The sequence below is a fragment of the Pseudoalteromonas arctica A 37-1-2 genome, assembly GCF_000238395.3.
Taxonomy (GTDB): domain Bacteria; phylum Pseudomonadota; class Gammaproteobacteria; order Enterobacterales; family Alteromonadaceae; genus Pseudoalteromonas; species Pseudoalteromonas arctica.
The window spans coordinates 269,253-293,893 of record NZ_CP011026.1; the positions used below are offsets into that span (position 1 = coordinate 269,253).

Annotated in this window: 20 protein-coding genes; 11 read left to right on the forward strand and 9 right to left on the reverse strand. The window is 39.2% G+C overall.

All coding sequences use genetic code 11. The features are described 5' to 3' along the window. Positions 1-198: 198 nt before the first annotated feature. Together PARC_RS18685 and PARC_RS18690 are read right to left on the reverse strand one after the other, a co-directional pair. Positions 199-681 (reverse strand): putative 4-hydroxy-4-methyl-2-oxoglutarate aldolase, encoded by a 483-nt coding sequence (locus PARC_RS18685; protein WP_010553594.1) that lies wholly within the window; start codon positions 679-681, stop codon positions 199-201. A gap of 3 nt (positions 682-684) precedes the next feature. Then, positions 685-1,338 carry a TetR/AcrR family transcriptional regulator gene (locus PARC_RS18690; protein ID WP_004334664.1) on the reverse strand — a complete coding sequence of 218 codons (654 nt, stop codon included), beginning with the start codon at positions 1,336-1,338 and terminating at the stop codon, positions 685-687. Between the two features lie 181 nt (positions 1,339-1,519). On the opposite strand from PARC_RS18690, the gene yddG reads away from it, so the two are divergent. Beyond that, the gene (yddG, locus tag PARC_RS18695; RefSeq protein WP_010553595.1) at positions 1,520-2,428 is read left to right on the forward strand and encodes an aromatic amino acid DMT transporter YddG; all 909 of its coding nucleotides are present in this window, start codon (positions 1,520-1,522) and stop codon (positions 2,426-2,428) included. Positions 2,429-2,511: 83 nt separating this feature from the next. On the opposite strand, the gene PARC_RS18700 is transcribed toward yddG, so the two are convergent. Next, entirely contained in the window at positions 2,512-4,068 is a 1,557-nt protein-coding gene (locus tag PARC_RS18700; RefSeq protein WP_010553596.1) for a PepSY-associated TM helix domain-containing protein, read from the reverse strand. Positions 4,069-4,742: 674 nt separating this feature from the next. Here PARC_RS18700 and PARC_RS18715 point away from each other — a divergent pair. Further along, positions 4,743-6,791, forward strand: a complete 2,049-nt coding sequence (locus tag PARC_RS18715) for a TonB-dependent receptor (RefSeq protein WP_010553599.1) — start codon at positions 4,743-4,745, stop codon at positions 6,789-6,791. A gap of 100 nt (positions 6,792-6,891) precedes the next feature. Here the strand turns inward: PARC_RS18715 and PARC_RS18720 are convergent, their stop codons facing one another. Further along, positions 6,892-7,407: an ankyrin repeat domain-containing protein gene (locus PARC_RS18720; RefSeq protein ID WP_010553600.1), complete on the reverse strand. Its 516-nt coding sequence runs from the start codon at positions 7,405-7,407 to the stop codon at positions 6,892-6,894. A 99-nt stretch (positions 7,408-7,506) separates the two neighbouring features. Next, complete coding sequence (locus PARC_RS18725; RefSeq protein WP_010553601.1) at positions 7,507-9,033, reverse strand: catalase; 1,527 nt, start codon at positions 9,031-9,033, stop codon at positions 7,507-7,509. A 427-nt stretch (positions 9,034-9,460) separates the two neighbouring features. Between PARC_RS18725 and PARC_RS18730 the strand changes: the two genes are divergently transcribed. The 5 genes from PARC_RS18730 to PARC_RS18750 all read left to right on the forward strand — a co-directional run bounded on the left by PARC_RS18730 (position 9,461) and on the right by PARC_RS18750 (position 16,272). Continuing rightward, a complete protein-coding gene (locus PARC_RS18730; RefSeq protein WP_010553602.1) occupies positions 9,461-10,141 on the forward strand; it encodes an HAD family hydrolase in 681 nt (226 codons plus the stop codon). A 177-nt stretch (positions 10,142-10,318) separates the two neighbouring features. Then, on the forward strand, positions 10,319-12,040 hold the full coding sequence (locus PARC_RS18735; protein WP_010553603.1) for a purine-cytosine permease family protein: 1,722 nt from the start codon (positions 10,319-10,321) through the stop codon (positions 12,038-12,040). Between the two features lie 60 nt (positions 12,041-12,100). After that, positions 12,101-13,624, forward strand: a complete 1,524-nt coding sequence (locus PARC_RS18740) for a mannitol dehydrogenase family protein (RefSeq protein WP_010553604.1) — start codon at positions 12,101-12,103, stop codon at positions 13,622-13,624. Between the two features lie 2 nt (positions 13,625-13,626). After that, on the forward strand, positions 13,627-14,544 hold the full coding sequence (locus tag PARC_RS18745; RefSeq protein WP_010553605.1) for a carbohydrate kinase family protein: 918 nt from the start codon (positions 13,627-13,629) through the stop codon (positions 14,542-14,544). 258 nt (positions 14,545-14,802) lie between these two features. Beyond that, entirely contained in the window at positions 14,803-16,272 is a 1,470-nt protein-coding gene (locus tag PARC_RS18750) for a carbon starvation CstA family protein (RefSeq protein ID WP_010553606.1), read from the forward strand. An 87-nt stretch (positions 16,273-16,359) separates the two neighbouring features. Here the strand turns inward: PARC_RS18750 and PARC_RS18755 are convergent, their stop codons facing one another. Beyond that, positions 16,360-16,878 carry a TetR/AcrR family transcriptional regulator gene (locus PARC_RS18755; protein WP_010553607.1) on the reverse strand — a complete coding sequence of 173 codons (519 nt, stop codon included), beginning with the start codon at positions 16,876-16,878 and terminating at the stop codon, positions 16,360-16,362. A gap of 390 nt (positions 16,879-17,268) precedes the next feature. Between PARC_RS18755 and PARC_RS18760 the strand changes: the two genes are divergently transcribed. The 4 genes from PARC_RS18760 (at position 17,269) to PARC_RS18775 (ending at position 19,743) form a co-directional block, all read left to right on the forward strand. Further along, positions 17,269-17,889, forward strand: coding sequence for a glutathione S-transferase family protein (locus PARC_RS18760; RefSeq protein ID WP_010553608.1), 621 nt, complete (start codon positions 17,269-17,271; stop codon positions 17,887-17,889). A gap of 49 nt (positions 17,890-17,938) precedes the next feature. Further along, positions 17,939-18,631 (forward strand): cupin domain-containing protein, encoded by a 693-nt coding sequence (locus tag PARC_RS18765; RefSeq protein ID WP_010553609.1) that lies wholly within the window; start codon positions 17,939-17,941, stop codon positions 18,629-18,631. Positions 18,632-18,752: 121 nt separating this feature from the next. Further along, positions 18,753-19,133, forward strand: a complete 381-nt coding sequence (locus PARC_RS18770) for a SpoIIAA family protein (protein WP_002960091.1) — start codon at positions 18,753-18,755, stop codon at positions 19,131-19,133. Positions 19,134-19,290: 157 nt separating this feature from the next. Further along, complete coding sequence (locus PARC_RS18775) at positions 19,291-19,743, forward strand: nuclear transport factor 2 family protein (protein ID WP_010553610.1); 453 nt, start codon at positions 19,291-19,293, stop codon at positions 19,741-19,743. A 44-nt stretch (positions 19,744-19,787) separates the two neighbouring features. Here PARC_RS18775 and PARC_RS18780 read toward each other — a convergent pair whose 3' ends face one another. The 3 genes from PARC_RS18780 to PARC_RS18790 all read right to left on the reverse strand — a co-directional run bounded on the left by PARC_RS18780 (position 19,788) and on the right by PARC_RS18790 (position 24,636). Then, a complete protein-coding gene (locus tag PARC_RS18780; protein WP_010553611.1) occupies positions 19,788-20,735 on the reverse strand; it encodes a carbohydrate kinase family protein in 948 nt (315 codons plus the stop codon). 113 nt (positions 20,736-20,848) lie between these two features. Continuing rightward, complete coding sequence (locus PARC_RS18785; protein WP_010553612.1) at positions 20,849-23,239, reverse strand: TonB-dependent receptor; 2,391 nt, start codon at positions 23,237-23,239, stop codon at positions 20,849-20,851. 170 nt (positions 23,240-23,409) lie between these two features. Then, a complete protein-coding gene (locus tag PARC_RS18790) occupies positions 23,410-24,636 on the reverse strand; it encodes an MFS transporter (protein ID WP_010553613.1) in 1,227 nt (408 codons plus the stop codon). Positions 24,637-24,641: the final 5 nt, after the last annotated feature.

Genomic DNA, 24,641 nt, shown 5'->3' on the forward strand with positions numbered 1-24,641 from the left:
TAGTTTTGATTTTATAGTGCTTAGACTAAGCAAGAGGAATGCCATAAATTAAAATCCTGTCCAACTGGTCAGGATTTAGTGGGTTGTATGAGATTTGTAAGTGTGGGCTGTAGAAATAGTGAGATTAAAATGAGCTAAAACAAACCAATTTGGTGCGCAGATGCACCAAGTTGGTCTTTATTTATATGGTTTTGAGTGCTAAATAAGGGGCGTTTTACTGATGATTAAACCGTTAATATCGGCGTAAACCCAATCGTTAGGTTCTATGGTGGTGCTAAGCATGGTAATAGCTTGGTTTTTATCACCAAAGCCGCGCTTTAAGGTACTACGTGGTGTAGAGCCTAGCGCCATTACAGGTAAGTTCATCGTGGCAAGTATTTCTATATCTCGGCAACAGCCATTTATTATTACGCCTTCCCAGCCATTACTTAAGGCACGCTCAGCCATAATATCGCCTATAAACGCAAAGCGTTTGCTCGCAAACCCGTTTATAACCAATACTTTACCTTCACCATTTTCATGCAATATATCGGCGGCAAAAGAGTTATCTTCTGGGCAGGTAACGGTAACTACTTTGCCATAAAACGTGGTTTTTTTACCAAAGTGGTAAAGGCCGCTGTCTGCTACTTGCACGTTATCGCGATGATCGTCAAATAAATCGGGTGTAGTAAAGGGTATCATGGGTTAAGTCTCACTTTGCTCAGGTATTTTAAGACCAATACCTTTTAAAATTATGTGGGCAATTGATTGCGTAATTTGTGCCACATCGGTTTCGTCGTACTCTAATTTGTTCATTACGAGTAAAACCTCAGCCTGAAAGTCGGCGTAATATTGCGTGGTAGACCAAATAGTAAAGAGCAAATGGTAGGGGTCAACCTTATCCATTTTATCTGCGTCCATCCATGCTTGAAGTACATCAACCTTTTGTTTAACCCAAGGGCGGGTATTGGTTCTAAAGTAGTTTTGTAAATAAGGGGCACCGCGCAGTATTTCACTAGCAAATAAGCGAGATTGCATTGGCTGATTTACGGCCAGTATTACTTTGCTTTTAATATAGTTATAAAGCACGGTAGCTGGATCGTCGTTAATTGTGACGTTATCAAGCCCTAAGTTCCAATTAGCTATTATGCGGTCAATCACAGATTCGTACAGACCATCCTTACTTTTAAAGTAATACAAAATATTAGCTTTTGGCACCTGCGCTTCTTTAGCAACCATGCTCATACTTGCTCCGTCGTAACCTAATTGCGAAAACAATTGCTCGGCGGCATCTAAAATTAGTTTTTGGTTTTTCTCGCGTGTGACTTCTTTTTTATTTGGCTTTATTTGTGTGGTCATTATAAAGTTTGCGTGTTTAACGTATTGATTGATTGTAGCTTTACTGACCAAAAGGTCAATTACTAAAAAGTGTGAATGTTAAAAACAGGCGAGAGGTTTAAGCTATTAACTTTAATTGTTTAATTAAATAATTACTGTTAGTTTAGTTTCAAATTTACGAGTAGTACTTTTGGATTGGCAAATGGATTTTATAAGCAAAAATAAATATACACTATATGGAGTCGCTGCAATATTACTGTGGAGTTGCTTAGTTGCATTACTACGGGATATTTCTGAGTTGTTTAGCCCCATTGGTGGTGCGGCGGCTATGTATTCTGTCAGTGCGATATTTTTAATTTTGGTTATGGGAGTGCCCAAGTTTAGTGGGTTTTCAAAACGTTACTTGGTAATAGGTACTTTGTTATTTGTAGCGTACGAAATTTGCTTGGCGCTTTCTATTGGTATGGCAAATAGTCGTCATCAGGCGATGGAAATGGCGGTTATTAATTATTTATGGCCCACGCTAACAATATTACTCTCTATTATTATTGGTCGTAAAAAAGTAAGTTACTGGGTTTACCCAAGTATGATTATTGCTTTTTTAGGCGTTGCTTGGTGTATTACGGGCGATCAAGAAATGTCTCTCGATACGCTTGTTACTAACTTTGCAGATAATCCTGCTACTTATCTAATGGCATTAGCTGCTGCGTTTATATGGGCTATTTATTGCGTAGTAACGCAAAAACTGAGTAATGGTAAAAATGCTATTACGCTATTTTTTACTGTTACGGCAATGAGTTTGTGGGCGCAATATGGTTTTAGTAATGAAGCGCCATTAACGTTTTCGCTCAGCTCAAGCATAACGTTGCTATTAGCTGGTGTAGTCGTGGGGAGCGGTTATGCACTGTGGAATCAAGCTATTATTGGCGGTAACTTAATGCTTTTGGGAACGCTTTCGTACTTTACACCGGTGTTTTCTACTATTATTTCGGCGTTGTATTTATCTATTACGCTGAGTGCTTCGTTTTGGCAAGGGGTTGTACTGGTAACAGTGGGCTCGCTAATTTGCTACTTTGTAACGCGAGAAAAGCCTAAACGCACAGTAAACTAATCTACGTTAGTTAATGTTTTTATATTTTAAATCTAAATTTATAACTTTAATGAGGCGTGCAATACGCCTCATTAAGTTTTTCTTTATAATTTTGCAGGTATAACGGCATAGCTTACTGATTTATTTCTAACTTTTTTTGCACAATAATAAAATATTAATGCAAATACTGCAGCGCTAATATCAACAAAACCGCTTTGATAATATTTTAAAAAATCATCAGCTAATAAAGCCTGTATAAGTGTTGAAACCCCCATTCCAGCAGATAAAAGTGTAATACCCATTAAGCCCCAATAGCTAGCGTGGTGAGTTCCTTTAAAAAAGGTATAAGCAACAAAGGCAAAAAATACCAAATAGTAACTATAGAGATAGCTGTAATTTGCGTTACCCATATATTGGTTAGTCCATTTAGCTTGTAATAAAGTGGCAACCACTGCAATCATTGACCCTAAGCAAACACCAATTGTTAAATTTGCCATAAATCGTGTACTTCGTTTGTTGGCATCTTGTTTAAAGCGCTTGTCTAGCCATAATAAGTTACCAGAGTAAAATAAGAATGCGCCAAGTAGTCCCATAACAAAATACCCCCAACGTCCCCATTCACCTCCATAAGTACCAAAGTGAAGTGAAAAGAAACTTCCTACTATATTACCCCAAACACCATCATCTCCTTGCGGATAGCTTGAGTTAAGTACTTCTAATGTATAGGGGTGTAAGAATAAGTAGTCGGTATCAGGTCCGCGAACGACAGCGCTGTTATTACTCATTTTTAATGTTGCTGTCGGACTGTTTGTATTTAAACGACTAAATGAAATATGAATTGGCTCATAACCTGGAGCGTAGTTTTTTGCCGCTAGGAGCTGTTTATTTATGCTTGGTAAGTTTGCAATATGATAATTATGTGCTGCTGGGGCAGGTCGTTGAAAAAAGGATTTATCGCCATAAAATGCTGATAGACCATCATAAATTAGATCATGAAATGCAAATACCACCACAGTAAACGCTATAATTAAATGAAAAGGCAAACTGGCGATTCCAACTAAATTATGACTATCGAGCCAAAAGCGACTGGCACCTTTTTCTTTTCGAATCGCAAAAAAGGTTTTTACAAGCGTGGGTAGTAAAATAATTACGCCAGATACCAATGCTAAAAAGTACAGCGCAGATGCTATACCGAGTATATATACGCCTGATTGGTCGTGCCCAATTTCGCCTGCAAACCCTGCGGTTCGATGTAAGTAATCTATTAAATCTGCAAGTTTATTCTCACTTTGTTGCTGTATTACAAGATTATTTTGTTGGTTTAGATAGAGTACCTGTAATTGATTATCAAGTTTCATTCCGCGTTCTTTACCTTGGCTATACCAAGATAGTGGCGCTTGATTTGTTAATAAATCGAGAGAAAAACCATTACCCATTTGCTCAGGGTACTTAGCTATTGCTTGATCAACTAATGTTTGGTGATTGTTAGTTTGTGGTTTAGTCACTGGTGCACTGGCGGGGTTTGCCCACTGTGCTAATTCGTGTTTAAACATGGTTAAACTACCAGCATAAAAACCTATAAAAAGTACTAAACCTGCAATTATTCCTGTCCATGTATGCACGCCTTGGTAGGTACGCAAAATATCGGCTCTTACTCTCATAGCCAATTCCTTAAAATTATAAATAAACTATATAGCGTTATATTTAAGCCCCCAAGTGTCAGCCAAGCATTTTTTGCTGAACTAAACAGGTAGGTGAAGCTAAAAATAGTTAACCATAAAATGGGTATCATCCACATATTAAATTGCACTTTGTCGGGCGCATCTATGCCTCCCGCTCCGTACCATGCAAAAAAAGCAACGAGAATAAACGCTAGCGCTAGCCCTAAAAAACAACCAGCCAAACTTTTACCAAGCCAAGTTGGTTTTATTTTTTGCCTTTGTGCAGATGACATTATTTTACTTCCTTGTGTTTAATCAGGCTTACGAGCGGAATTATTATTAAAGCGAGCATTATCATTAAAATGATAAAAAATACGGCTGCCGCATTAGAAAAAGCATATAAGGCTAATGGTATTGCAATAACAAAAAGGATAAATGCGAGCTTGCGCCAACTTTTATTAATGGGTTTGCTTAGTAGCCGTTGGTGGCGGTTACTAAGATAAAACAGGGATGTAGCAGTAAATAAAATAAGAGAAAGGGTAAGTTGCAACATAAATTAAAATACTTGTTAATGATATTGCTATTCTAAATGATAATTAAACTCAATTGCAACAAGTGTATGTTTGTGCTATTTTTCCGAAAAATAAAACAACTATCCATAAAAGGAAATAACTGTGGTAGCTTCATTTAAGCTTAATAAACTTTCACTACTGATTACAAGCTCTTTGTTATTGGCTCAAAGCAATGCATTTGCTGATGAAACAAGTCGAGAATCAATAGATACAATTATTGTAACAGGCGAAAAAATCGAAAGGTCACTCAAAGATACGATTACATCGGTTGCAGTGGTAGATAAGTCACTATTAGAAAATGGACAACTAGGTTCGGTTTCAGAAGCTTTGGCAGAAATGGCAAATGTAGTGGTACTTACTGGAGCCGTGCCAGATATGCGCGGTGTGTCGGGTAATGGTGGTGCAACAGGTTTTAACTCATTTAGTGGAGGCTCTAAAGCAAGAGTATCAATGCTTGTTGATGGTGTAAGTCAGCCATTTGTAGCTGATTTAACCGGTGATACAGGTTTGTGGGATATAGATCAAATAGCGGTATACCGTGGACCGCAGTCAACTAGCAATGGTCGTAATAGCATTGGTGGTGCAGTTTATATGACAACCAAAGCACCAACACAAGATTTTGAAGGTGCTGTACGCGTTGGGTATAGAAATCAAGATAGTTACCTTGATACAGCCGCTGTTGTTTCGGGGGCTTTGATTGAAGATGTACTAGCATTTCGTTTGTCTACTCAATATGTATATGGTGAAACCTTTAGCAACCCAACGATACATGAAACCAATCCAACAGATAAAAACTTAAATCAGCTTAATACCAGTAGTACGCGTGCAAAATTACTGTATACCCCAACAACAGATTTAGCTGTACAGCTAACTTACTCTACCTACAGTGAAGAGGGTAATACAGGTCGTAAGTACTTTGAAGGTGATGAACCGTTTGATTATGTGCCTTTATTTCAGCGCGATATGGATACCCAGTCAGACACGACTCAGGTAAATATTGATTATAAAATAAATGATAACTTTTCGTTCGATATACTACTCGCATATATGGATTATGAATGGGGCTTTGAAGCATATGAGGCACTTGCCAGTGCGGAGTCTGATATTTCTATGGATGAAAAAAATATCACAATTGATAGTAAATTAAACTTTGGCTTAAATAGTGATTTTTATTCGGGCTTTGTAGGTATTGCTTATTTTGACCGTGAACAAGACTTTAAAAGCGTTGGTGCAACCAATTATTTTGGTGACGATAGTAGTGACTCTAAAGCAATTTATGGCGAAACAAGCTTTGAGTTAACAAATGAGCTTACGTTAACAGCGGGGCTGCGAGTTGAGCGTGAAGAACAACTTCGTAATTTTGATATGGCTTTTGGTGGCAGCAGATTAGTTGAGCAATTAGATAATTCTAATACGATAAAACTACCTACGGTAGCTGTTCAATATAAAGTAACTGACAACACTACCTTATCGGCAAGTGCTCGCCGTGGTTATAACGCTGGTGGTGGTGCCTTAGATTTTGCTGCACAAGAATATTATTACTACGAGCAAGAATCAGTAAATACCTATGAAGTAGGCTCGCGTAGCGTACTAAATAATGGTGATTTAAATATTAGTGCTAATATTTTTTACAATAACTTTAATGGTTATCAAGCCTTAAGCTCAAGTCGAAAAATCACTAATATTGACGATGCACATAGCTATGGCTTAGAGCTTGAAGCATATAGCATGTTAGATGATCAATGGCAGTTACATGCAGGGCTAGGTTTGTTAAAAACTAAAATAGATGAATCAGCGACTTATTCAGATGCAGTAGGTAACGAATTAAACTCAGCACCAGAGCTAACTGCAAGTTTAGGGTTATCGCATTGGTTTACAGATAGCTTAAAGTTAAATGTGAGCGCTAATTATGTAGACGATTACTATGGAGATTTAACTAATACAGAAGAGCGTGTTGCCGGAGGTTATACAATTACGCGTGCAACAATAAGCTATAACAGCGATCATTGGTTGGTGAGTGCTTTTATTAATAATGCATTAGATGAAGAAGCATTTACGTCAGTTGAACCTGCAAGTGGTCCCTACCCAACAGGTTATGTTGCGGTAGTGAATCCTCAAACGTTAGGTGCTTCAGTAACGTATCGTTTTTAACGTGCATTAATTAAATAATGAGGATGACTATTAAAATTAAGCAGTAAATTTTAATAAACAAAGTAGCCCTATTATTTTAGGGCTTTTTGTTGCGTGCAGATTATTTTGCATTATTTACCTGCGCTAGTAACTCTATAACTTTTTGTTGACCAAATGTTTGTGCAAATTGCTCGGCTGTTTGACCGGCTTTGTTTTGATGCGCGTTGTCGCAATCAAGTGATACGAGTGTTTTAGCTATACTAAATTCACCTCTAAAAATAGCGGCCATTAGCGCTGTGTTGCCACGGTTATCTTCTAGACAGGCATTAGCGCCTAAGTGTAAAAGTGTGTTGACCGTGTTTTTATTACCATGGTAAGTAGCAATCATTAACGCGGTGTAGCCTTTATTGTTGTAGCTGTCGATAGGAATACCAGCATCTACAAATTGCTCTATTACAGCGGTGTCGTTTGTACGTGCTGCGGCAAAGTAATAAGCAAATAAACTCTCGTATTGTGTTTTTGCAGAATGTTGGGTTTCAGATTGCGTACTGGGTGTTTGTGTATCTGATGTATTTTGAGCGTAAACGCTACTGGTAAAGCTTAGCAGTAGAGCGACTATAATTAATAAATTACGCATAACAATTGTCTCTTATAAAAGAGGAAGGGGTTTATTCCTTCCTCATGGTTGTGGTTTAAATAGCTATTTAGTTGGGACTAATTGCTTTTAACTAGTTGCTTATAAGTTAGCGGCTAGTTGTTTAACCATTTTAATATCGCCGTTTACAGCTTTAGTTAAGCGTGTACCGTACTCGCTATCAGCTTTGTAAAAGTGACTAAGCATTTTGTGTTTAACACTGCTGTTTTGCACTTTGCGTAAATCGCCTGCTAGGTTATTAATTAGGTTTGTACGTTCTTGCTTGCTAAAACCACGGTATAAAACACCTGCTTGCGCAAAGTTTTGCTGCTTTTTAATGGCGGCTTGTTGTACAAAACCTTTAAGCTCTGTATTACTTCTACGGGCAATTGGGTTTTCAGCTACGTTTTCTTGGCTTGGTTGATAGTTTACGTTGCTTTGAGTATTACCATAGTTCATTGCGCCGTCTTGGTTGTAGTTAACCACTTCAACTTTTGCACGGTTAATTGGCAACTGTTGATGGTTAGCACCAAGGCGATACATTTGCGTATCTGCGTATGAAAATACACGCCCTTGTAATAACTTATCTTCTGAGGGTTCAATACCCGCAATAATGTTAGACGGTGCCATTGCTACTTGTTCTGTTGACTGAAAAAAGTTAGTTGGCATGCGATTAAGCGTTAATGTACCTGCCTTCACTTCTTTTACACCTAACCACATTTTTGTTGCATCTAATGGGTTGTAATCAAAGTCGTCAAGCTGCGACGGATCAAGCGTTTTAATGTATAGATCCCATTCTGGGAAGTTACCTTTATTTACTTCGCTGTATAAATCACGCGTTAAATGTTGAAAGTCTTGGCCTTGAACTTCAGCGACTTCTTTTGCATTTAAATTCTCAATGCCTTGTTTACTTACCCAATGAAATTTAACGTACTTAACATCGCCCGATTTATTGATCATTTTATAAGAGTGTACACCCCAACCATCCATTTTACGTAAGCTTGCTGGTGTGCCGTAGTCGCTATAAACCCACGTTAACATGTGAGTAGAGCCTGGTTCGTATGAAAAAAAGTCAAAAACACGGTTAGGATCTTGAATGTTATCTACAGGTGATGGCTTTAATGAATGGATCATATCTGGAAATTTAATTGCATCACGAATAAAAAACACCGGTAAGTTAAGGCCCACTAAATCCCAGTTACCTTGATCGGTGTAAAATTTAATCGCAAAGCCACGTGGGTCGCGCAGTGTTTCTGGGCTACCTTTTGAGTGAATTACCGATGAAAAACGTACAAAAACGTCAGTTTCTTTACCGGCCTCGGTAAAAGGTGCTGCCATGGTTAAATCATCTAAACTTTTTGATGCCACAAATACACCATGAGCACCCGTACCACGAGCATGCACAACACGCTCAGGAATACGCTCACGTGCAAAGCGTTGCAGTTTTTGAATTAGTTGCACGTCTTCTAGTAATACACTGCCACGTTCGCCAGCAGTAATTGAATTTTGGTTGTCGCCAACAGCTGCGCCGTTATCTTTAGTAAGAGTTGTTGCTGCGCTTGCCGGTAATGCCATTGCAAGTGCCAGTGCACTTAGTGTTAATTTTGTTTTGTTTATTTGAGTATTCATTGTCGACCTCATCTATTTAAAAGTGCCGGCAGTGGTGCAGGCTGTTAATCTGTTAACGATAGTATTAAGTTTATTAACTTCGGTAAAACTGATTAATTAGATTGATGTGATTTGTAAAACAGATGAAATGAATTTGCAGATACACTTTTTACATTAATGTAATTTTTTTACTACGACCTTAGTCACAATATGCTTTTATAAAATTTATTAAATACAAAGGTTTTTAGTTTTATCTGGCGGTATTTTCACCACGTTGGTGCGTTTTATACTTACAGTGTGTTGACATACTCGCGCAATAAAGGGAATATGCTCACCCTATGGGCTTATGCCCATCGTTGGATTGTGCTAAAAAGTTGCACAATATTAATCGCGCTTAACTCGTTATGCTTAAATTAGCTAAATCAAACAGTTTGAATAAGGTGACAAGATGAATACTAATATTGAGCTAGTGATATTTGATTGTGATGGCGTTGTTATTGATAGCGAAATTTTAAGCGCACAAGTACTCATTAATATGCTTGTTGAAAAAGGCGTTGAGATTGAACGCGCTTATGTACAGCAACACTTTTTAGGCTGCAACTTTAAAACAGTAAGCCAAAAAATAGCGGATGCATTTAATGTCACTCTTCCTGAAAGCTTTGAAGGTGACTACCGCGAGGCACTATTAAACGAATTTGAAACCGGACTAACCACGACTGATGGTATAGAAGACGTACTTAACAATTTAGCTGTGCCTATTTGTATAGCTACTAGCAGCAGCCCAGCACGCACCGCAAAAGCGTTGAGCGTAGTGAGTTTAAGTAAGTACTTTAGCGATACGGTTTTTACCAGCAGCGAAGTTAAGCGTGGTAAACCAGCGCCTGATTTATTTTTACATGCAGCTAAGCGAATGGGTGTAAAGCCAGAGCATTGCTTAGTAATTGAAGACAGTAAAGCCGGCGTAAATGCAGGAATTGACGCCAATATGCAAGTACTGCATTACAGTGGCGGGCAGCACATGCAAGCGGCCATTAACTATGTTCATAAAGCGTATCCAAATGTTGCTCACTTAACTCATTGGCAGCAGTTTTTTACAGCTTATCCTGCACTTAAAAGTAAAAACATTTAAACATGGCTACTTATACCAACACATTTATAGGGTTTATAAGTGGCAAAATATAAGCGTTGTTAGTACTGGTATTAATTATAAAAACTAAAACAAGTGGTTAAGCGTTTATAAAACTAAATTATAAGAAGCAAAGTCTTTAGGTATTAAGTACTTTGCTGTTAACAACTAGGAAATACCATGGCAACGAGTCCACACACACACACATTTAAAGATGTAAACGAAGAGCAACTTCCGGTTGCTAATAATAAGCTTCACGGCTGGAAACATTTTGCAGGGCTATACGCTGGTGAACATGTTGCTGCCACTGAATTTGTTATTGGTGCAACGTTTGTTGCATTAGGCGCTTCAACCATCGACATTCTACTGGGTTTATTAATAGGTAACCTGTTAGCAATGTGTTCTTGGTGGCTAATTACGGCACCCATCGCAGTACAAACCCGCTTAAGTTTATATAACTACTTAAACAAAATTGCTGGTAACTCAATGACCAAGCTCTATAACTGGGCTAACGTGGTTATTTTTAGTGTTATATCGGCGGCCATGATCACGGTATCCTCCACGGCCGTGCGGTTTTTGTTCGACATACCCGCGCAGCTTGACTGGTATCCAAACAGCTTTTGGTTTGTCGCTATTGTTTTAGCCGTTGGCTCTATTGTTGTATTTGTTGCTATGTATGGCTTTTCAACCGTTGCTGACTTTTCAAAACTGTGCGCGCCCTGGCTATTTGTTATATTTATTGCAGGCTCGTTCGCGTTATTCCCTGAGCTTTCAAACCACGTATTAGGGTCTACCTCTTTAACTAGCTTTAGCGACTTTATGACCATAGGCGACTCCTCCATCTGGACGGGCACCAATGCCGATGGCGAAAAAGGCATTGGCCTATTAGAAGTGATTGGTTTTGCATGGGCTGCTAACTCAATTACTCATTTTGGTTTAATCGACATGGCTATTTTTAGATTTGCCAAACGCAAAAGCTATGGCTTGTTCTCTGGTGTGGGCATGTTTTTTGGGCATTACTTAGCGTGGATCTCTGCCGGTATTATGGGCGCAGGTGTTGCGGTATTACTTAAAACAACTATTTCATCACTTGATCCGGGCGATGTTGCATACCATGCATTAGGTTGGACTGGCTTTGTTATTGTAATTATTGCCGGTTGGACTACAGCTAACGCAAACCTTTACCGTGCAGGCCTTGCAGCGCAATCTATATTTGTTAATCAATCACGTGAACGCACCACCGCTATTGTAGGTGTTGTAACCGTAATAATTGCGTGCTTCCCGTTTGTATTTTCACAAATGCTACCACTACTTACCTACGCCGGTTTATTAGTTGTGCCAGTGGGCGGCATTGTGTTTGCTGAACATGTGTTATTTCCTAAAATTGGCCTAACACGTTACTGGGCTAAATATAAAAATATTACCCGCAGCATCCCTGCTATTGCCTCATGGGCACTTGCACTTGTGTTCGGTTTTGGCTTAAACGCAATTGATGTAATGTCGTTTTACTACTTGTTTATTCCTACCTGGATTTTCACCATCGTTATTTACACACTTTTAGCTAAAAAATACGGTGCCGGTGAAGATTACACGCAAGAGATTGCAGCAGAAGAGCAAGAGCAACGTGATATTAAAGAATATCAAGCAGCTGAGGCTAAAGACATTCCAAAGCCAGTAATCGATAGCTCTGTATTTACCAAAGTTCTTAATGGCATATCGACTATTTCATTGGTGATTATTTTTATATTTGCCAGCCAAGTGATGTTTTTCAGTGACACTATGGTGATGTACAGCGCTAATAAGTCGCAGTTCGAAATTGCCTGTTTTATTTGTACTGTTATTTATTTTGTTACTGCGTACTGGTCGTTAAAACGCCATAAAGTACTCAATACAGCATCGTAATTACTTATCGTAATACAGTATCGTAATTTATATTTTATCTTTGTTTAGTAAGGTCACACCATGACACAATACCAACACACAAACGCTCTTGTTACAGGGCTAAACCAACAGAGCTTGGCTCAATTACCAAGCCATGTTGATACACCAACCTACGACCGTAGCGCAGTTAAAGCCGGTATTGTACATATTGGTGTGGGCGGCTTTCATCGTGCTCACCAAGCGGTATATGTTAACGAGCTTTTAAAAACCCCAGGCTCTGAGCAATGGGGCATATGTGGTGTTGGCCTGTTAGAGGGTAACCGTGGTTTGCGTGATACTTTAAAGCAGCAAGATTACCTTTATACGCTTACTGTTAGGCACCCAGACGGTAAAATAGATAACAAAGTAATTGGCTCAATGATCGACTTTTTGTTTGCCCCAGAGGACAAACAAGCGGTAATTAATAAACTCGCACACAGCGATACTAAAATTGTGTCGCTTACTATTACCGAAGGCGGTTATAACTTTAACCCGGCAACGGGCGAATTTGATTACAGCAATTCAGATATTATTAACGACATTAATAACCCGAACGACCCAATTACGGCGTTTGGTTACATTACTGCTGCGCTAAAACTGCGTAAAGAGCAAGGTTTGGGCGCGTTTACAGTACAGTCGTGCGATAACATTCAGCATAACGGTAACGTAACACGCAAAATGCTTTTAGCCTTTGCCACAGAGCAAGACAAAAACCTAAGTGAGTGGATTGAGCAAAACGTATCGTTTCCAAATGCAATGGTTGACCGCATAACACCTGTATCTAAAAAGAGTGATATTGATTACGTGGTTGATGCCTATGGTGTTAGCGACGAGTGGCCAATTACCTGTGAGTCGTTTACACAATGGGTAATAGAGGACACATTTAGTGACGGCCGACCAAATTGGGACGTTGTTGGTGCACAGTTTGTTACTGATGTAACGCCTTATGAAACCATGAAAATACGTTTACTTAATGCAGGGCATTCTGTACTTGGTTTATTAGGTTCAATCCATGGCTACGGCACTATTGACGAAACGGTATCGGATGAATTATTTGCCACATACCTACGTGCTTTTATGGATAAAGAAGTAACGCCAAATCTTGAACCACTTGAAGGCATTGACCTTGAAAGTTACAAAGATACGTTAATAGAGCGTTTTGCTAATCCTAATATTAAAGACAGCCTAGCGCGTATCTGTAGTGAAAGCTCAGCTAAACTGCCTAAGTTTTTAATTGCCACAATTAACGAAAACCTAGTACAAGGTCGAGATGTTTCACTGGCAACGCTTGTTATTGCTACTTGGTGTTTATACAGCGATAAAGGTTTAAGTGAAAACGGCGAGCAACTTGAAATTCAAGATGCGATGCACAAAGAGCTTAATTCTTACGCGCAAGAGACTCAAACTAGCCCGATTGCATTTTTAAAGTTAACGAGCTTGTTTGGTAAGCTTGAGCATAACGAAACGTTTACTGCTGAATATAAAAAGTCGATTGCTGCGTTGTATGCACCTAATAGTAAAATTAAAGCCATTATGCAGGCTGTACTTGATCAAAAGAGTAACTAATTATGAGCATTTTAATTAATCATAAATCAGGCGAAAACGTAAGTGTTAGCTGTTTTGGCGAAGTACTGTGGGATTGTTTTGATTCAGGTAAACGCTTAGGTGGCGCGCCACTTAATATGTGTGTGCGTATTAACTCACTTGGCATTAAAGCCGACATGATCAGCGCTGTTGGTAACGACGAGTTAGGCGCTGAGTTACTAGGCGAAATTACTAGCAAAGGCGTAAGCTGCGAATACATTGCTATTAATAGTGACAAAAAAACTAGCACGGTTGAGGTAACGCTCGACAGTGGTGGCTCTGCAAGTTATGAAATAGTGGCAGATACTGCGTGGGATAATATAGCGCTTACCGATGAGTTACTTAGTAAAGTTAAAAGTAGCGATGTATTTGTATTTGGCAGCCTAATTGGGCGAAGCGAAGCGTCTTTAGCAACGTTAAATCAACTAGTTGATGTAGCAAACTTTAAGGTATTTGACGTAAATCTACGTGCACCGCATTACAAGCTAGAAACACTTGTAGATTTAATGAATAAAGCAGACTTTATTAAGTTAAACGATGAAGAGCTATACGAAATTGCAAAAGCGATGGGTTGTAAGTTTCATTCGCTTGAACAAAATTTAGCGTTTATAGCACAGCAAACAAATACCGATTACTTATGTGTAACCAAAGGCAGCCACGGTGCTTTATTAACAATCAAAGGCGAAAATTTTTATAATTCAGGTTATTTAATTAGCGTAATTGACACTGTTGGCGCAGGGGATTCGTTTTTAGGTTCGTTAATTTATCAGCTTTGTAGCAACGACGACGCGCAATATGCCGTTGACTTTGCATGTGCCGTTGGAGCAATGGTCGCCGAAAGTTCTGGTGCAACACCTACTTTAACGCATGAACAAATTAGTGAGTTTATGAACCCACTTTAAAAAACATTGTGTGTGAAAGCGGTTATACGTAAAAGTTTAACCGCTTTTTTTGTGCCTAAAATAAGACGCAGGCGATAAGTGAGTGTTAAGTGTGCAGGTTGCGTAAATAGTGGCTTATATCGATTATTGTATTAGCTAAACGTCTTATTGTTTGAGGGTTGAAGCTTTGTTATTGTTCGTCGATTATTCACGGATTGAAAAGGCGGGGCGACACACAATGCGCTCTATAACTAAAATACAAAAAGAGAAACGTGCTTTATGATCATCTTTTTTATCTGCCTCACTATTTTAATACTGGGCTATAAGTTTTACAGCCCATTTGTTGAAAAACAAGCCGGTTTGGATTCAACTGCTGACACACCACAAAAACGCTTTAGCGAGGGTGTTGATTACGTAGCTATTCACCCTGTACGAGCATTTTTAATTCAGTTTTTAAACATTGCTGGCGTAGGTCCAATATTTGGCCCAATTTTAGGTGCTTTATACGGACCAGTTGCACTAGTATGGATTGTACTTGGTAATGTTTTAGGTGGCGCTGTACACGACTTCTTCTCAGGTGTAATGAGTATAAAAGAAGACGGTAAAAGCTTACCAGAAATCGCAGGCCATTATTACAACGTCGTATTTAAAGGCTTTATGCTTGTATTTACTGCCATGCTACTGTTTTTTGTAGGTGTGGTATTTATTATGAGCCCTGCAGGTTTGCTAAGTAACCTTGATTTTTTTGAAGGTACAATACTGGCAAATAATACCTTTTGGGTACTCGCTATTTTAGCGTATTACTTTTTAGCTACCTTGCTACCAATTGATAAAATCATTACTAAGTTTTACCCAATTTTTGGTGCGCTAATGATTGTAATGACAGTGGCAATTGCTATTTCATTACTTATTAATGCGCCGCACTTACCGGTACCAAGTGACTTTTTAGCTTACTTTGAAGCTGACCATGCTCACGACTTTTTAGAACCAAATCCAGATGGACTACCAACATGGCCATTGTTATTTATAACAATTACCTGTGGTGCTATTAGTGGTTTTCACTCTACTCAAGCGCCAATTATTGCGCGCTGTTTAACTAACGAAAAATACGTACGTCCAGTTTACTACGGCGCAATGATGTGTGAAGGTATTGTAGGTTGTGTATGGGCACTTGCTGGTATTGCAGCGTTCCCAGATGGTTACGCTGGCTTAAAAGCATTGCTTGATCAAGGTGGTCCAGGTTTAGTTGTTAACCATGTAGCTAACAGTTACTTAGGTGTATTTGGCGGTATAATGGCAATTATTGCAGTAGCCGTTTTCCCAATTACTTCTGGTGATACAGCGTTCCGCTCATTACGTTTAACAGTTGTTGATGCGTTTAATATTCCGCAAAGTTTACGTAATCGCTTATTAGTGGCTGTACCTATACTTACTATTGCTTACTTTATGACGAAACTCGATTTTTCATTAATTTGGCGCTACTTTGCATTTTCAAACATGCTGCTTTCTACAAGCGTATTATGGCTTGCCACTAAGTACTTGTTTGACCGTGGTACATTCCATTGGATTGCGAGTGTTCCTGCTGTTATAGCAACTGCGGTAACGGTTTCTTATATTGGTACTGCCGCAATTGGTCTTAACTTATCAAGTGATTTAGGTAAACCTATTGGCGCTGTAGTAACAGTGATTGGCTTAATTGTTTTAGCTATTGTGCACTCTAAGCATAAAGTTAAACCAACAGCGGTTTAATAATAATCACATAAGTTATTTCAAGCATTAAAAAAGCGAGCTATTCATAATGAATAGCTCGCTTTTTTTGTGTACTAAATTTAGGTATTACTGAGTTGCAAGTTCAAAGTAACTGTTATCGTCGAGCGTTTTGCTTATCATCATAGCGCCCTCAAGCAGGCTCACTGTTTGAATAGCCGCTTTAGTAGGGTTGAGGTCACCATTAGCTAAGTGCGCAGCGCTAAGCCATGTTAAATTTTGATTAAAAAAGCGTTTTACTTCAAGGCGTACTTTATCTGGAAGGCTATCGCTTTCGGCTCCTAGCAAACCACATAAACACATTTTACGATCGGTTACTAATGCACTTCTAAAAAGCTGAGTGTACACATCAATAGGATTTTTACCGCTTGCTTTAAGCTCGCTTGGCTCGCCTAACGCAGCTAAAAAAGAATTAGTATATTGATGAGCAAGCTCAGCACCTAAATCGGCCTTAGTCGGAAAGTGATAGTGCACACTGGCGCTCTTAATTCCAACTTCGCTTGCGAGCTCTCTAAAACTAAAATTACTGTACCCGCCAAGGCGCACCTTGTTTTCAGCTGCTTTTAATAACGCTTCTTTTTTACTCACTTTTAATATTTTCCTATCTGCAGTAATACCAATTTTATTAAAACATGATCATTGTATCGCATTAAACAACTCACTAACTGCGTTAAAAATTATTCATATAGAATAACTAGATGTCATAATTTTCGCCTTGTTATTGCGCTATTTTCTTAGCGCAATAATAGATCACTTATTTAATGCAATTGGTATAGCAAAATTATCGACCAGTAGGTAGTTATTTACAAGCGTTTTTATTTTTAAGCAACCCCCTAATTTTATTATGAATTAAGTTAAATCCTATAAATCAGAAAAATTTAAACGTTGACTTAAATTTAGTTTAATATTATATATTACCTATCGGTAGGTAGGTTTCTGCCATTAATTCACTTTTAAACAATAAAGATAGAGATTGCTATGAAAATTTATGATGTAGAAAACTTTCCAAACCCACTTCGTGTTCGTATCGCTTTAGCTGAAAAAAATGCCACTGCAAATGTTGAGTTTGTAGCTGTTGATTTATTAAATGGTGAGCACAGAACAGAAGCCTTCTTAGCTAAAAACCCATTAGCAGGTGTGCCCGTATTAGAGCTAGATGACGGCACATTTATATCAGAAAGTACCGCTATTACTGAGTATATTGATACCGCATTTGAAGGCCCATCTTTAATGGGTGAAACCGCAAAAGAGCGTGCAGTAATTAACATGATGCAAAAACGCGCAGAATCTATGGTGCTTGACGCTGTGGCAACTTACTTTCATCATGCAACTGATGGCTTAGGTCCAGAGCTTGAAACGTATCAAAATGTGGCTTGGGGTGAAAAACAAGGCGAAAAAGCACGCCAAGGGTTTAGCTATTTTAATGATGTACTAGCGCAATCGGCGTTTGTTGCTGGTGAGCAGTTTAGTATTGCTGATATTACATTGTATGCTGGTCTGGTATTTGCTGGATTTGCACAAATAGCAATCCCGAATGAGTTAACCCATTTAGTTGCATGGCAAGAAAAAGTAGCAAAACGCCCAAGTGTTGCGGCTTAATTAGGTTGTTAGTTTAAAATTTAAGTGAAGTTACGCTTAGGAGCCAAATATGAAAATTGCTGCCGATTTTAGTAAACGAGTTGTGGTACATAGCGAAACGCTACCGTGGGTTGCATCGCCAATGGCGGGTGTTGATAGACGAGCACTGGACCGAGTGGGCGACGAAGTTGCTCGCGCAACGACTATTGTTCGTTATGCACCTGGCAGTGAATTTTCGCCGCATGTTCATACAGGCGGTGAAGAGTTTGTTGTGCTTGAAGGGGTATTTCAAGATGAACATGGTGACTTTGTGGCAGGTTCTTATATCCGTAACCCACCGCAATCAAAGCACAAACCGGGGTCTGAAAATGGCTGCGTTATATTTGTAAAGTTATGGCAGTTTCAGCCAGATGATCGAACCCACGTGCGTTTACAAACAGACTTGATGCAAAGTACGGCGCACCCTAGTTTTAAAAATGTAGCCGTAACCCCTTTATACAAAGACGATTTTGAAGACGTAAGCTTGTTGGACTTTAAGCCCAACGCCTGCATGGTTATAAGCGCAAAAGGCGGAGCAGAGCTGCTAGTACTGGAAGGCTCATTTGATGAGCAAGCCGATACCCTTGTAAAAAACAGTTGGTTAAGAGTGCCTATTAACAGCTCTGTTAACGTTAAAGCGGGAAGTAATGGTGCAAAAGTATGGCTTAAAACGGGCCATTTAACTGATGTAGAAAACCAGATATCTCGCGTACAAAATGCGTAATTGAGTCGTTTATTTGAGACTATTTAATGATCTAGCTCAGGACTATTTATTGATTTAGTTCAGGACTAATTAATTTTAGAAGGTGTACTTTTGCTACTCAGCCTATTTAAGGAGAGCAGTAATGGTACACACAACACATGGTTTATCGATTGGTCTTGAACGTGCAGGAAGAGAGTTTTTTTTAAAACTTAAAGCCGTTGGTACGCTTACTCACGACGACTACAAAATAATTACACCAATGATAAATTCAGCTCTTGGCGAAGTTAAGCACCCAGTCGTGAACGCCTTAATAGATGGTAGCGAACTTGAAGGTTGGGAACTACGCGCAGCGTGGGATGACTTAAAGTTAGGTGTTAAGCACTCTAAAGAATTTAAAAAAGTAGCTATTTACGGTAATAAAGAGTGGCAAGCTCGAATGGCAAAAATAGGTAACTGGTTTATCTCGGGTGAGGTTCAATACTTTGAAAATGCTACCGCAGCCATAGATTGGCTAGATGAATAGCTTGATTGAAAAAATTAAATTAAAGCACTCTTATCGAGTGCTTTTTTGCTCTATGAGTAACATTGTTAGGTAGTTACATTCGGTTTATTTCAATTGTTAATACTGCTCTATTAAAATACACTCATTATTATTGAGCAAACTACACATTATAAAAACAATGAAACAAGTACTTACCTTTATTACATTCCTGATATTTTCGACATCGATACATGCAGAAGATAACAACATATTCACGCCGGTGAGCGATCTTTTTTTGGCTGTTTCTAACGTTGACCACACGCAAATGCGTGCAGCCGTTGATGATTCATTTTTACTTTTAGAGCACGGTGAAGTGTGGACTATTAATGACTTTATAAATGTTGTTAAGCCTTCTGACTTTATAAGAACTAATTATTTTAGTGTTATAAATTCGCGTGTAGTGGGTGATGTTGCTTTTATTAATTACTGGAATAAAGCCAATATTAAAAACACCGAAAGAAGTATTGATATTTATTGGTTAGAAAGTGCCGTTGTATCAAAAGTGGGCGATAAATGGTTGTTATCGCAAATGCACTCAACTCGATTACCCCAAGATGAAATACCTAAAGGTGTCACCTTTATAAAGCAATAGATACAACTCTAATTTAAAGCCCCGTAATATGGGGCTTTAATCATTTAAAGTACATCAGCCAGTACAGGTAATGCCGGAAATGCCCCTTTTGCTAAACACGCTTTAGAACCACATTTAAGAGCAAAGTGCAGGGCGTCTTTTACGCTCGCTTTATCATTTAGTTTATCTGCTAGTGGTAAATCACTTCCTAAGTTATTTAAGTAGTATAAAACCCCCGCTATAAATGCATCCCCTGCGCTTGTTGTATCTACGGCGTTTATTTTTGGTGCAGATTCGTTAAGTGTAAATGCGCTGTGGTAAACCTTGGCAGGCTCTGGCCCATCGGTTAAAAACACCAGTTTTACTCCGGTATTTAATAGCGTTTGAATGTAATCATCGCTCGTTGTATCACTATGCTGAGCTAAAAAATTAAGCTCATCACGCGAGAGTTTTACTATGTCACAATAGGTGTAACAAGCTTTTACATTGCTTGCTATATCGCTTGTGTTTTCCCACAAGCTGTAGCGTAAATTTACATCAAAACTGACGAGCTTATTATTCGCTTTTGCAAGTTCTAGCGCTTTAACTGTTGTGTTGGCAATTGCTGATTCGGTTAATGTGTTTGAACAAAAGTGTAGTGTGCTTATTTCTTGCCAATTTATATGCGTTAAATGCGCCGGGGTTAATAGTACATCGGCTGTGTTATGGCGATAAAAGCCAAAACTACGCTCGCCGGTTTCATCAAGGCTTACTATAACCATAGCGGTTTGTGAGCCTGCAATGGTAAATAAATAGTCTGTATTTACATTGTATTGCGCTAATGCATTACTTAATTGATTGGCAAAATGATCGTCCCCTCTACCACCACAAAATGAAGCTTCACCTCCGAGTTTTGCATAGCCAACAGCTACATTGGCAGGTGCGCCACCTGGTATAGGTAAATAGGCAGAGTTATTAGCATCTTGTGGCAGCATATCAATTAATAGCTCGCCTAAGCACAGAAGTTTGGTCATTTGGAATATCCTAAAAAGCCTAGCAAGGCTAGGCTAAAAAACGTGAAGGGTGTTAATTATTCATTCTTTAAAAGGCGCTACAGTGATTACTCACCGCAGCGCAATACACACATTTAGTTAAAAGCGTATTTTAAAGTTACCGACGTTGTGCGGCCGTTAATAGCACGGGCACGAATAATGTTGTTTTCAGGTACTGAGCCTTCTTCGGCTTCTGTAATACCTACTGTGTCAAATAGGTTGTTCACATTAAGCGCAATATTAAGGTTTTCAGATAAATCATAGCTTACAAAGCCATTTACCTGTGTGTAGCCGTCAAATTGCAAGTCGTTATTATCTTGAGCGTACGCATCGGTAGTACCAATGAAACTTACCCCTGCAGCGCCTTTTTCATAGTTGTAACGTGCCATTAATGAGTAAATTAAATCGGCTTGACGACGTGGCGTATTACCTACAACATCTGGGTTAAGCGCATCTTTTGCTATTTCTGCATCGGTCCAGGTTAAATTACCACGAAAATCCCATGCATCAATAAAGTAAGTAGATTCTATTTCAATCCCTTTTGCTTCGTATTCACGGTCAAAAAATGTTTGTGATGTTGCTTCAAAGTTTTGCTCTTCAGTTTCGGCAAAAAACGCAGTAGCAAATACTGATAACGAATCAAAGCGCTTCTTAACACCAAACTCAAACTGGTTTACTTCATCAACAGCGTCTTCTTTTGCAACAGAGCCGTCGGCGCGTACTTTACCAAATAAAAGTCGGTCGGCGTTTGCTCGCCCGCCCTTACTTATACGTGCAAACGTGGCAAGGCTTGGGTCAATTTGGTAATTAGCACCAATTGAATAAGAAGAATAGTTCCAGTCATAATTTACTGGGCTTGCGTTTGCAGTGTCAATACCTGCAACGTTTTGCTCAGGGATTGATATTTCACCGTCGCGGTTCATATCTACTGTTGAAGTCACTGCACCTGCGTATGTTCCGCGAGCTTCACCACTGTCGTAGCGAGCACTTGCATCAATGCTTACGTCGCCTAATTTAGTAGAAAATGCAACGTATGGGGCGCGTGTATCGTATTCCGTATCGTAATCACGTTGGCAACAGTTACCAAATGCACTGTAAGCGTATAAACCGTTTTCAGATAACTCAGTGCCATCGGCACCTGTTACATTTAGTAATGCAGCATTGTCACCCTTGAGCTCCATTACGTAAGAGTTCCATAACCACGACATCGCAATGTTTTGCGTAGATGCATAGTAACCAAATGTAAGGCTGGTATCATCATCGAACGATTTAGTTAATTTAAAGTCATTAACTATAGAGCCGAAGTCATTCATTGTGACATCAAATGTCACCATCTTCATTGCTAAACCATCGTTAAACGCTTCACCGGTGTTCGCGTTACTCAAGGTTGCACCTGCGCCACCAATGCTTTCAGCTATTGATGTTGCACTACCGACTTGTTCTGTGAAAGGTGAATTAAAGTTACCGCTAATTGATGACTTACGGAAACGGTTTTCAATACGCCAATCGTTATCTAGATCAAATACAGCTTCAAAACCAACAGAATCAACCTTTGGATTCATACCATCACGGATATCGCCGCTGCTAATTTGGTTTTCACCATTTAAGCGTACTGTTTTAGTAAATAACGCTGAGTGAGGGGTGTCTGACTGCGCATCAAAGCCAGCAATAGAGTCACCATTTGAGTACATTGGCATAGGAAGGTAGCCAACACTCTTATCGTCTAAGTGTTTGTAATAAAGGCGAACGTAGCCATTTTCAAAATCTTTTGTAAGGTTAGCTTTAATTTGGCCACCTTTATTAGACGTGTAACCTGTTTCGCGCGGGCCTTCGCCTTGTCGAACAAAACCACCAACATGAAAACGCACGCTATCGGTTAAGTAAGTGCCGTATTCAAAGTCTGTACGAACGCTGTCGTAATCTAAGCCTAGTGTTGTAGACACACTGCCAGATTCGTTTTCGCCATTTTTAGAGATAAAGTTAATAATGCCACCAGGTGCATTACTTGCTGCAGTAGATGCTGAGCCACCACGAATCGATTCAATTGTTTGCACCGTATTATCTAATCGCATAAAAATATCAGAATTACCAAAAGCGATGTCACCGTATTGCATTACAGGTAACCCATCTTCTTGTAATTGTAGAAATTTAGCACCGCCTGATGCTACAGGTAAACCACGAACAGCAATATTTGCATTACCTTCGCCACCTGTCGATTCTGCACGAATACCCGGAATAATTCTAAAAGCCTCGGCTGTTGAGCGAGGAGTAGACACCTGAACTTGTTCAAGTGATACGCTACTAACTGAAACGCTTGAAGCCATGATTGTTGTTCGACGTGGTACGCCGGTTACAACTATTGTTTCAAGACCTTTGTTTTGTGATGCTTCAGGTGTTGCTTGGTCTGTTTCTTGTGCGTGAACGCCTTGACTTACGGCAAGTGCTAAAGCGCTGATTAAATATAAAGGTGTATTGTGTGTTGTCATGTGAACGCCTCGTTGTGTTGATCCCAGTAGGATTTGTTATTTTCACTTAATCGATTAAGTGAAAATAACAAATATTTTACAATAAGCAAATCATTTTGTGTTTAATTTGCTCTTTTATTATTCATATGTTGATTTTCAAAGTGTTTTTTATTGTATTGAGATACAAGTTTTTAAGCTGTTGGGTTATTTTCTTGTAAAGCACTCATTGATGGGTCGCGTAAATAATTGAACAACATAGCTACAAATAAAATCACGGCAAACCCTGTTGCTAAGTAAAAGCCATAGCGCACATGGCCAAAGTAATCGCTGATCATACCCATAAATAAAGGAGCTAAAGCAGCCGATAATGCGGTAAAAAATAATATAACGCCGGCTACGGCTCCATGGCGCTCAGCAGGAAAACACGATATACCTTTAGAGTTTAAAGTTGGGTAAACCATAGACATAAATAAACCTGAAAGAGGTAGTAACCCTACAGCCCAGTCAACGCCACCAATAAGTGTACCCACATAACAAAGCGCAATACCTAAGCTTAAATAAGCCATAACACCTTGCCAGCTATAACGATTTAGTAACCATACGGCAATAAAACGACCTGCAGCACGTAGTATAAAAAATATAGTAAGTGCATAAGTGGCAAGGAGCGGCCAAGAGCCTGTGTAGTCCTTTAATAGCGTTGGCATCCATACATAAATAGCCACTTCAGTCGCTACATATAGTGCAATAGCCAAAGAAAAGCCAAGTGCATAAGGGTTTTTTACCATTTTTAGGGTGGTGGCCAAAGAGGCTGGCTTTTCAGTTGTTTTAACTACGTCAGGGTAGTCTGCGCGCCATGCTAATAAAGCAAGAACTAAACACATTACGCCCGCAGTAATATACAGGTATGTCCAACTTACGTTTTGCACTAATAAAACACCAACTAGGGCAGGGCCTACAATAGCGCCAATGCCAAAAAAGCCCTCAACCTTGTTCATGGTTTTAGTATGGTCGTCGTTACTATGTGAAATATCGCCAAGCAATGCCAGTGCGCCGGTTTTAAATAAACCAATGGCCAGGCCTATGCAGCAAAGCAATACTAAAAAGAAGGTAAAACTGGTGCTAAATGCAAATAAAAAACAACTGGCAGAAAATATTAATAGACCCAGCATAATGGTTTTTTTACGGCCAAGGCTGTCAGCTAAAAAGCCTAAAAATAAGCCACTAAAGGCTATTAATGCCATGGGAGCGTAATGAAATGCACTAGCTTGAGTCATGCTCAAACCGAAATCTTTTATAAGTTCGGGGATTATCATGCCGACTGCGTCAGAGGTCATGGCAAACATAAAAAACATCATGTATGTAAGCCAGCGTATTTGTTGCAGTGGGTCGCTGCTTACGTGTGTGTGTGATTTTGTCATGTGTT

What these genes read in the sequence shown, in the direction of transcription:
- PARC_RS18735 (WP_010553603.1), top strand. Translation starts at nt 10,319, where the DNA reads ATGGCAACGAGTCCACACACACACACATTTAAAGATGTAAACGAAGAG.
- PARC_RS18740 (WP_010553604.1), top strand. Translation starts at nt 12,101, where the DNA reads ATGACACAATACCAACACACAAACGCTCTTGTTACAGGGCTAAACCAA.
- PARC_RS18750 (WP_010553606.1), top strand. Translation starts at nt 14,803, where the DNA reads ATGATCATCTTTTTTATCTGCCTCACTATTTTAATACTGGGCTATAAG.
- PARC_RS18720 (WP_010553600.1), bottom strand. Translation starts at nt 7,407, where the DNA reads ATGCGTAATTTATTAATTATAGTCGCTCTACTGCTAAGCTTTACCAGT.
- PARC_RS18785 (WP_010553612.1), bottom strand. Translation starts at nt 23,239, where the DNA reads ATGACAACACACAATACACCTTTATATTTAATCAGCGCTTTAGCACTT.
- PARC_RS18765 (WP_010553609.1), top strand. Translation starts at nt 17,939, where the DNA reads ATGAAAATTGCTGCCGATTTTAGTAAACGAGTTGTGGTACATAGCGAA.
- PARC_RS18730 (WP_010553602.1), top strand. Translation starts at nt 9,461, where the DNA reads ATGAATACTAATATTGAGCTAGTGATATTTGATTGTGATGGCGTTGTT.
- PARC_RS18780 (WP_010553611.1), bottom strand. Translation starts at nt 20,735, where the DNA reads ATGACCAAACTTCTGTGCTTAGGCGAGCTATTAATTGATATGCTGCCA.
- PARC_RS18690 (WP_004334664.1), bottom strand. Translation starts at nt 1,338, where the DNA reads ATGACCACACAAATAAAGCCAAATAAAAAAGAAGTCACACGCGAGAAA.
- yddG (WP_010553595.1), top strand. Translation starts at nt 1,520, where the DNA reads ATGGATTTTATAAGCAAAAATAAATATACACTATATGGAGTCGCTGCA.
- PARC_RS18685 (WP_010553594.1), bottom strand. Translation starts at nt 681, where the DNA reads ATGATACCCTTTACTACACCCGATTTATTTGACGATCATCGCGATAAC.
- PARC_RS18775 (WP_010553610.1), top strand. Translation starts at nt 19,291, where the DNA reads ATGAAACAAGTACTTACCTTTATTACATTCCTGATATTTTCGACATCG.
- PARC_RS18790 (WP_010553613.1), bottom strand. Translation starts at nt 24,636, where the DNA reads ATGACAAAATCACACACACACGTAAGCAGCGACCCACTGCAACAAATA.
- PARC_RS18700 (WP_010553596.1), bottom strand. Translation starts at nt 4,068, where the DNA reads ATGAGAGTAAGAGCCGATATTTTGCGTACCTACCAAGGCGTGCATACA.
- PARC_RS18760 (WP_010553608.1), top strand. Translation starts at nt 17,269, where the DNA reads ATGAAAATTTATGATGTAGAAAACTTTCCAAACCCACTTCGTGTTCGT.
- PARC_RS18725 (WP_010553601.1), bottom strand. Translation starts at nt 9,033, where the DNA reads ATGAATACTCAAATAAACAAAACAAAATTAACACTAAGTGCACTGGCA.
- PARC_RS18770 (WP_002960091.1), top strand. Translation starts at nt 18,753, where the DNA reads ATGGTACACACAACACATGGTTTATCGATTGGTCTTGAACGTGCAGGA.
- PARC_RS18745 (WP_010553605.1), top strand. Translation starts at nt 13,627, where the DNA reads ATGAGCATTTTAATTAATCATAAATCAGGCGAAAACGTAAGTGTTAGC.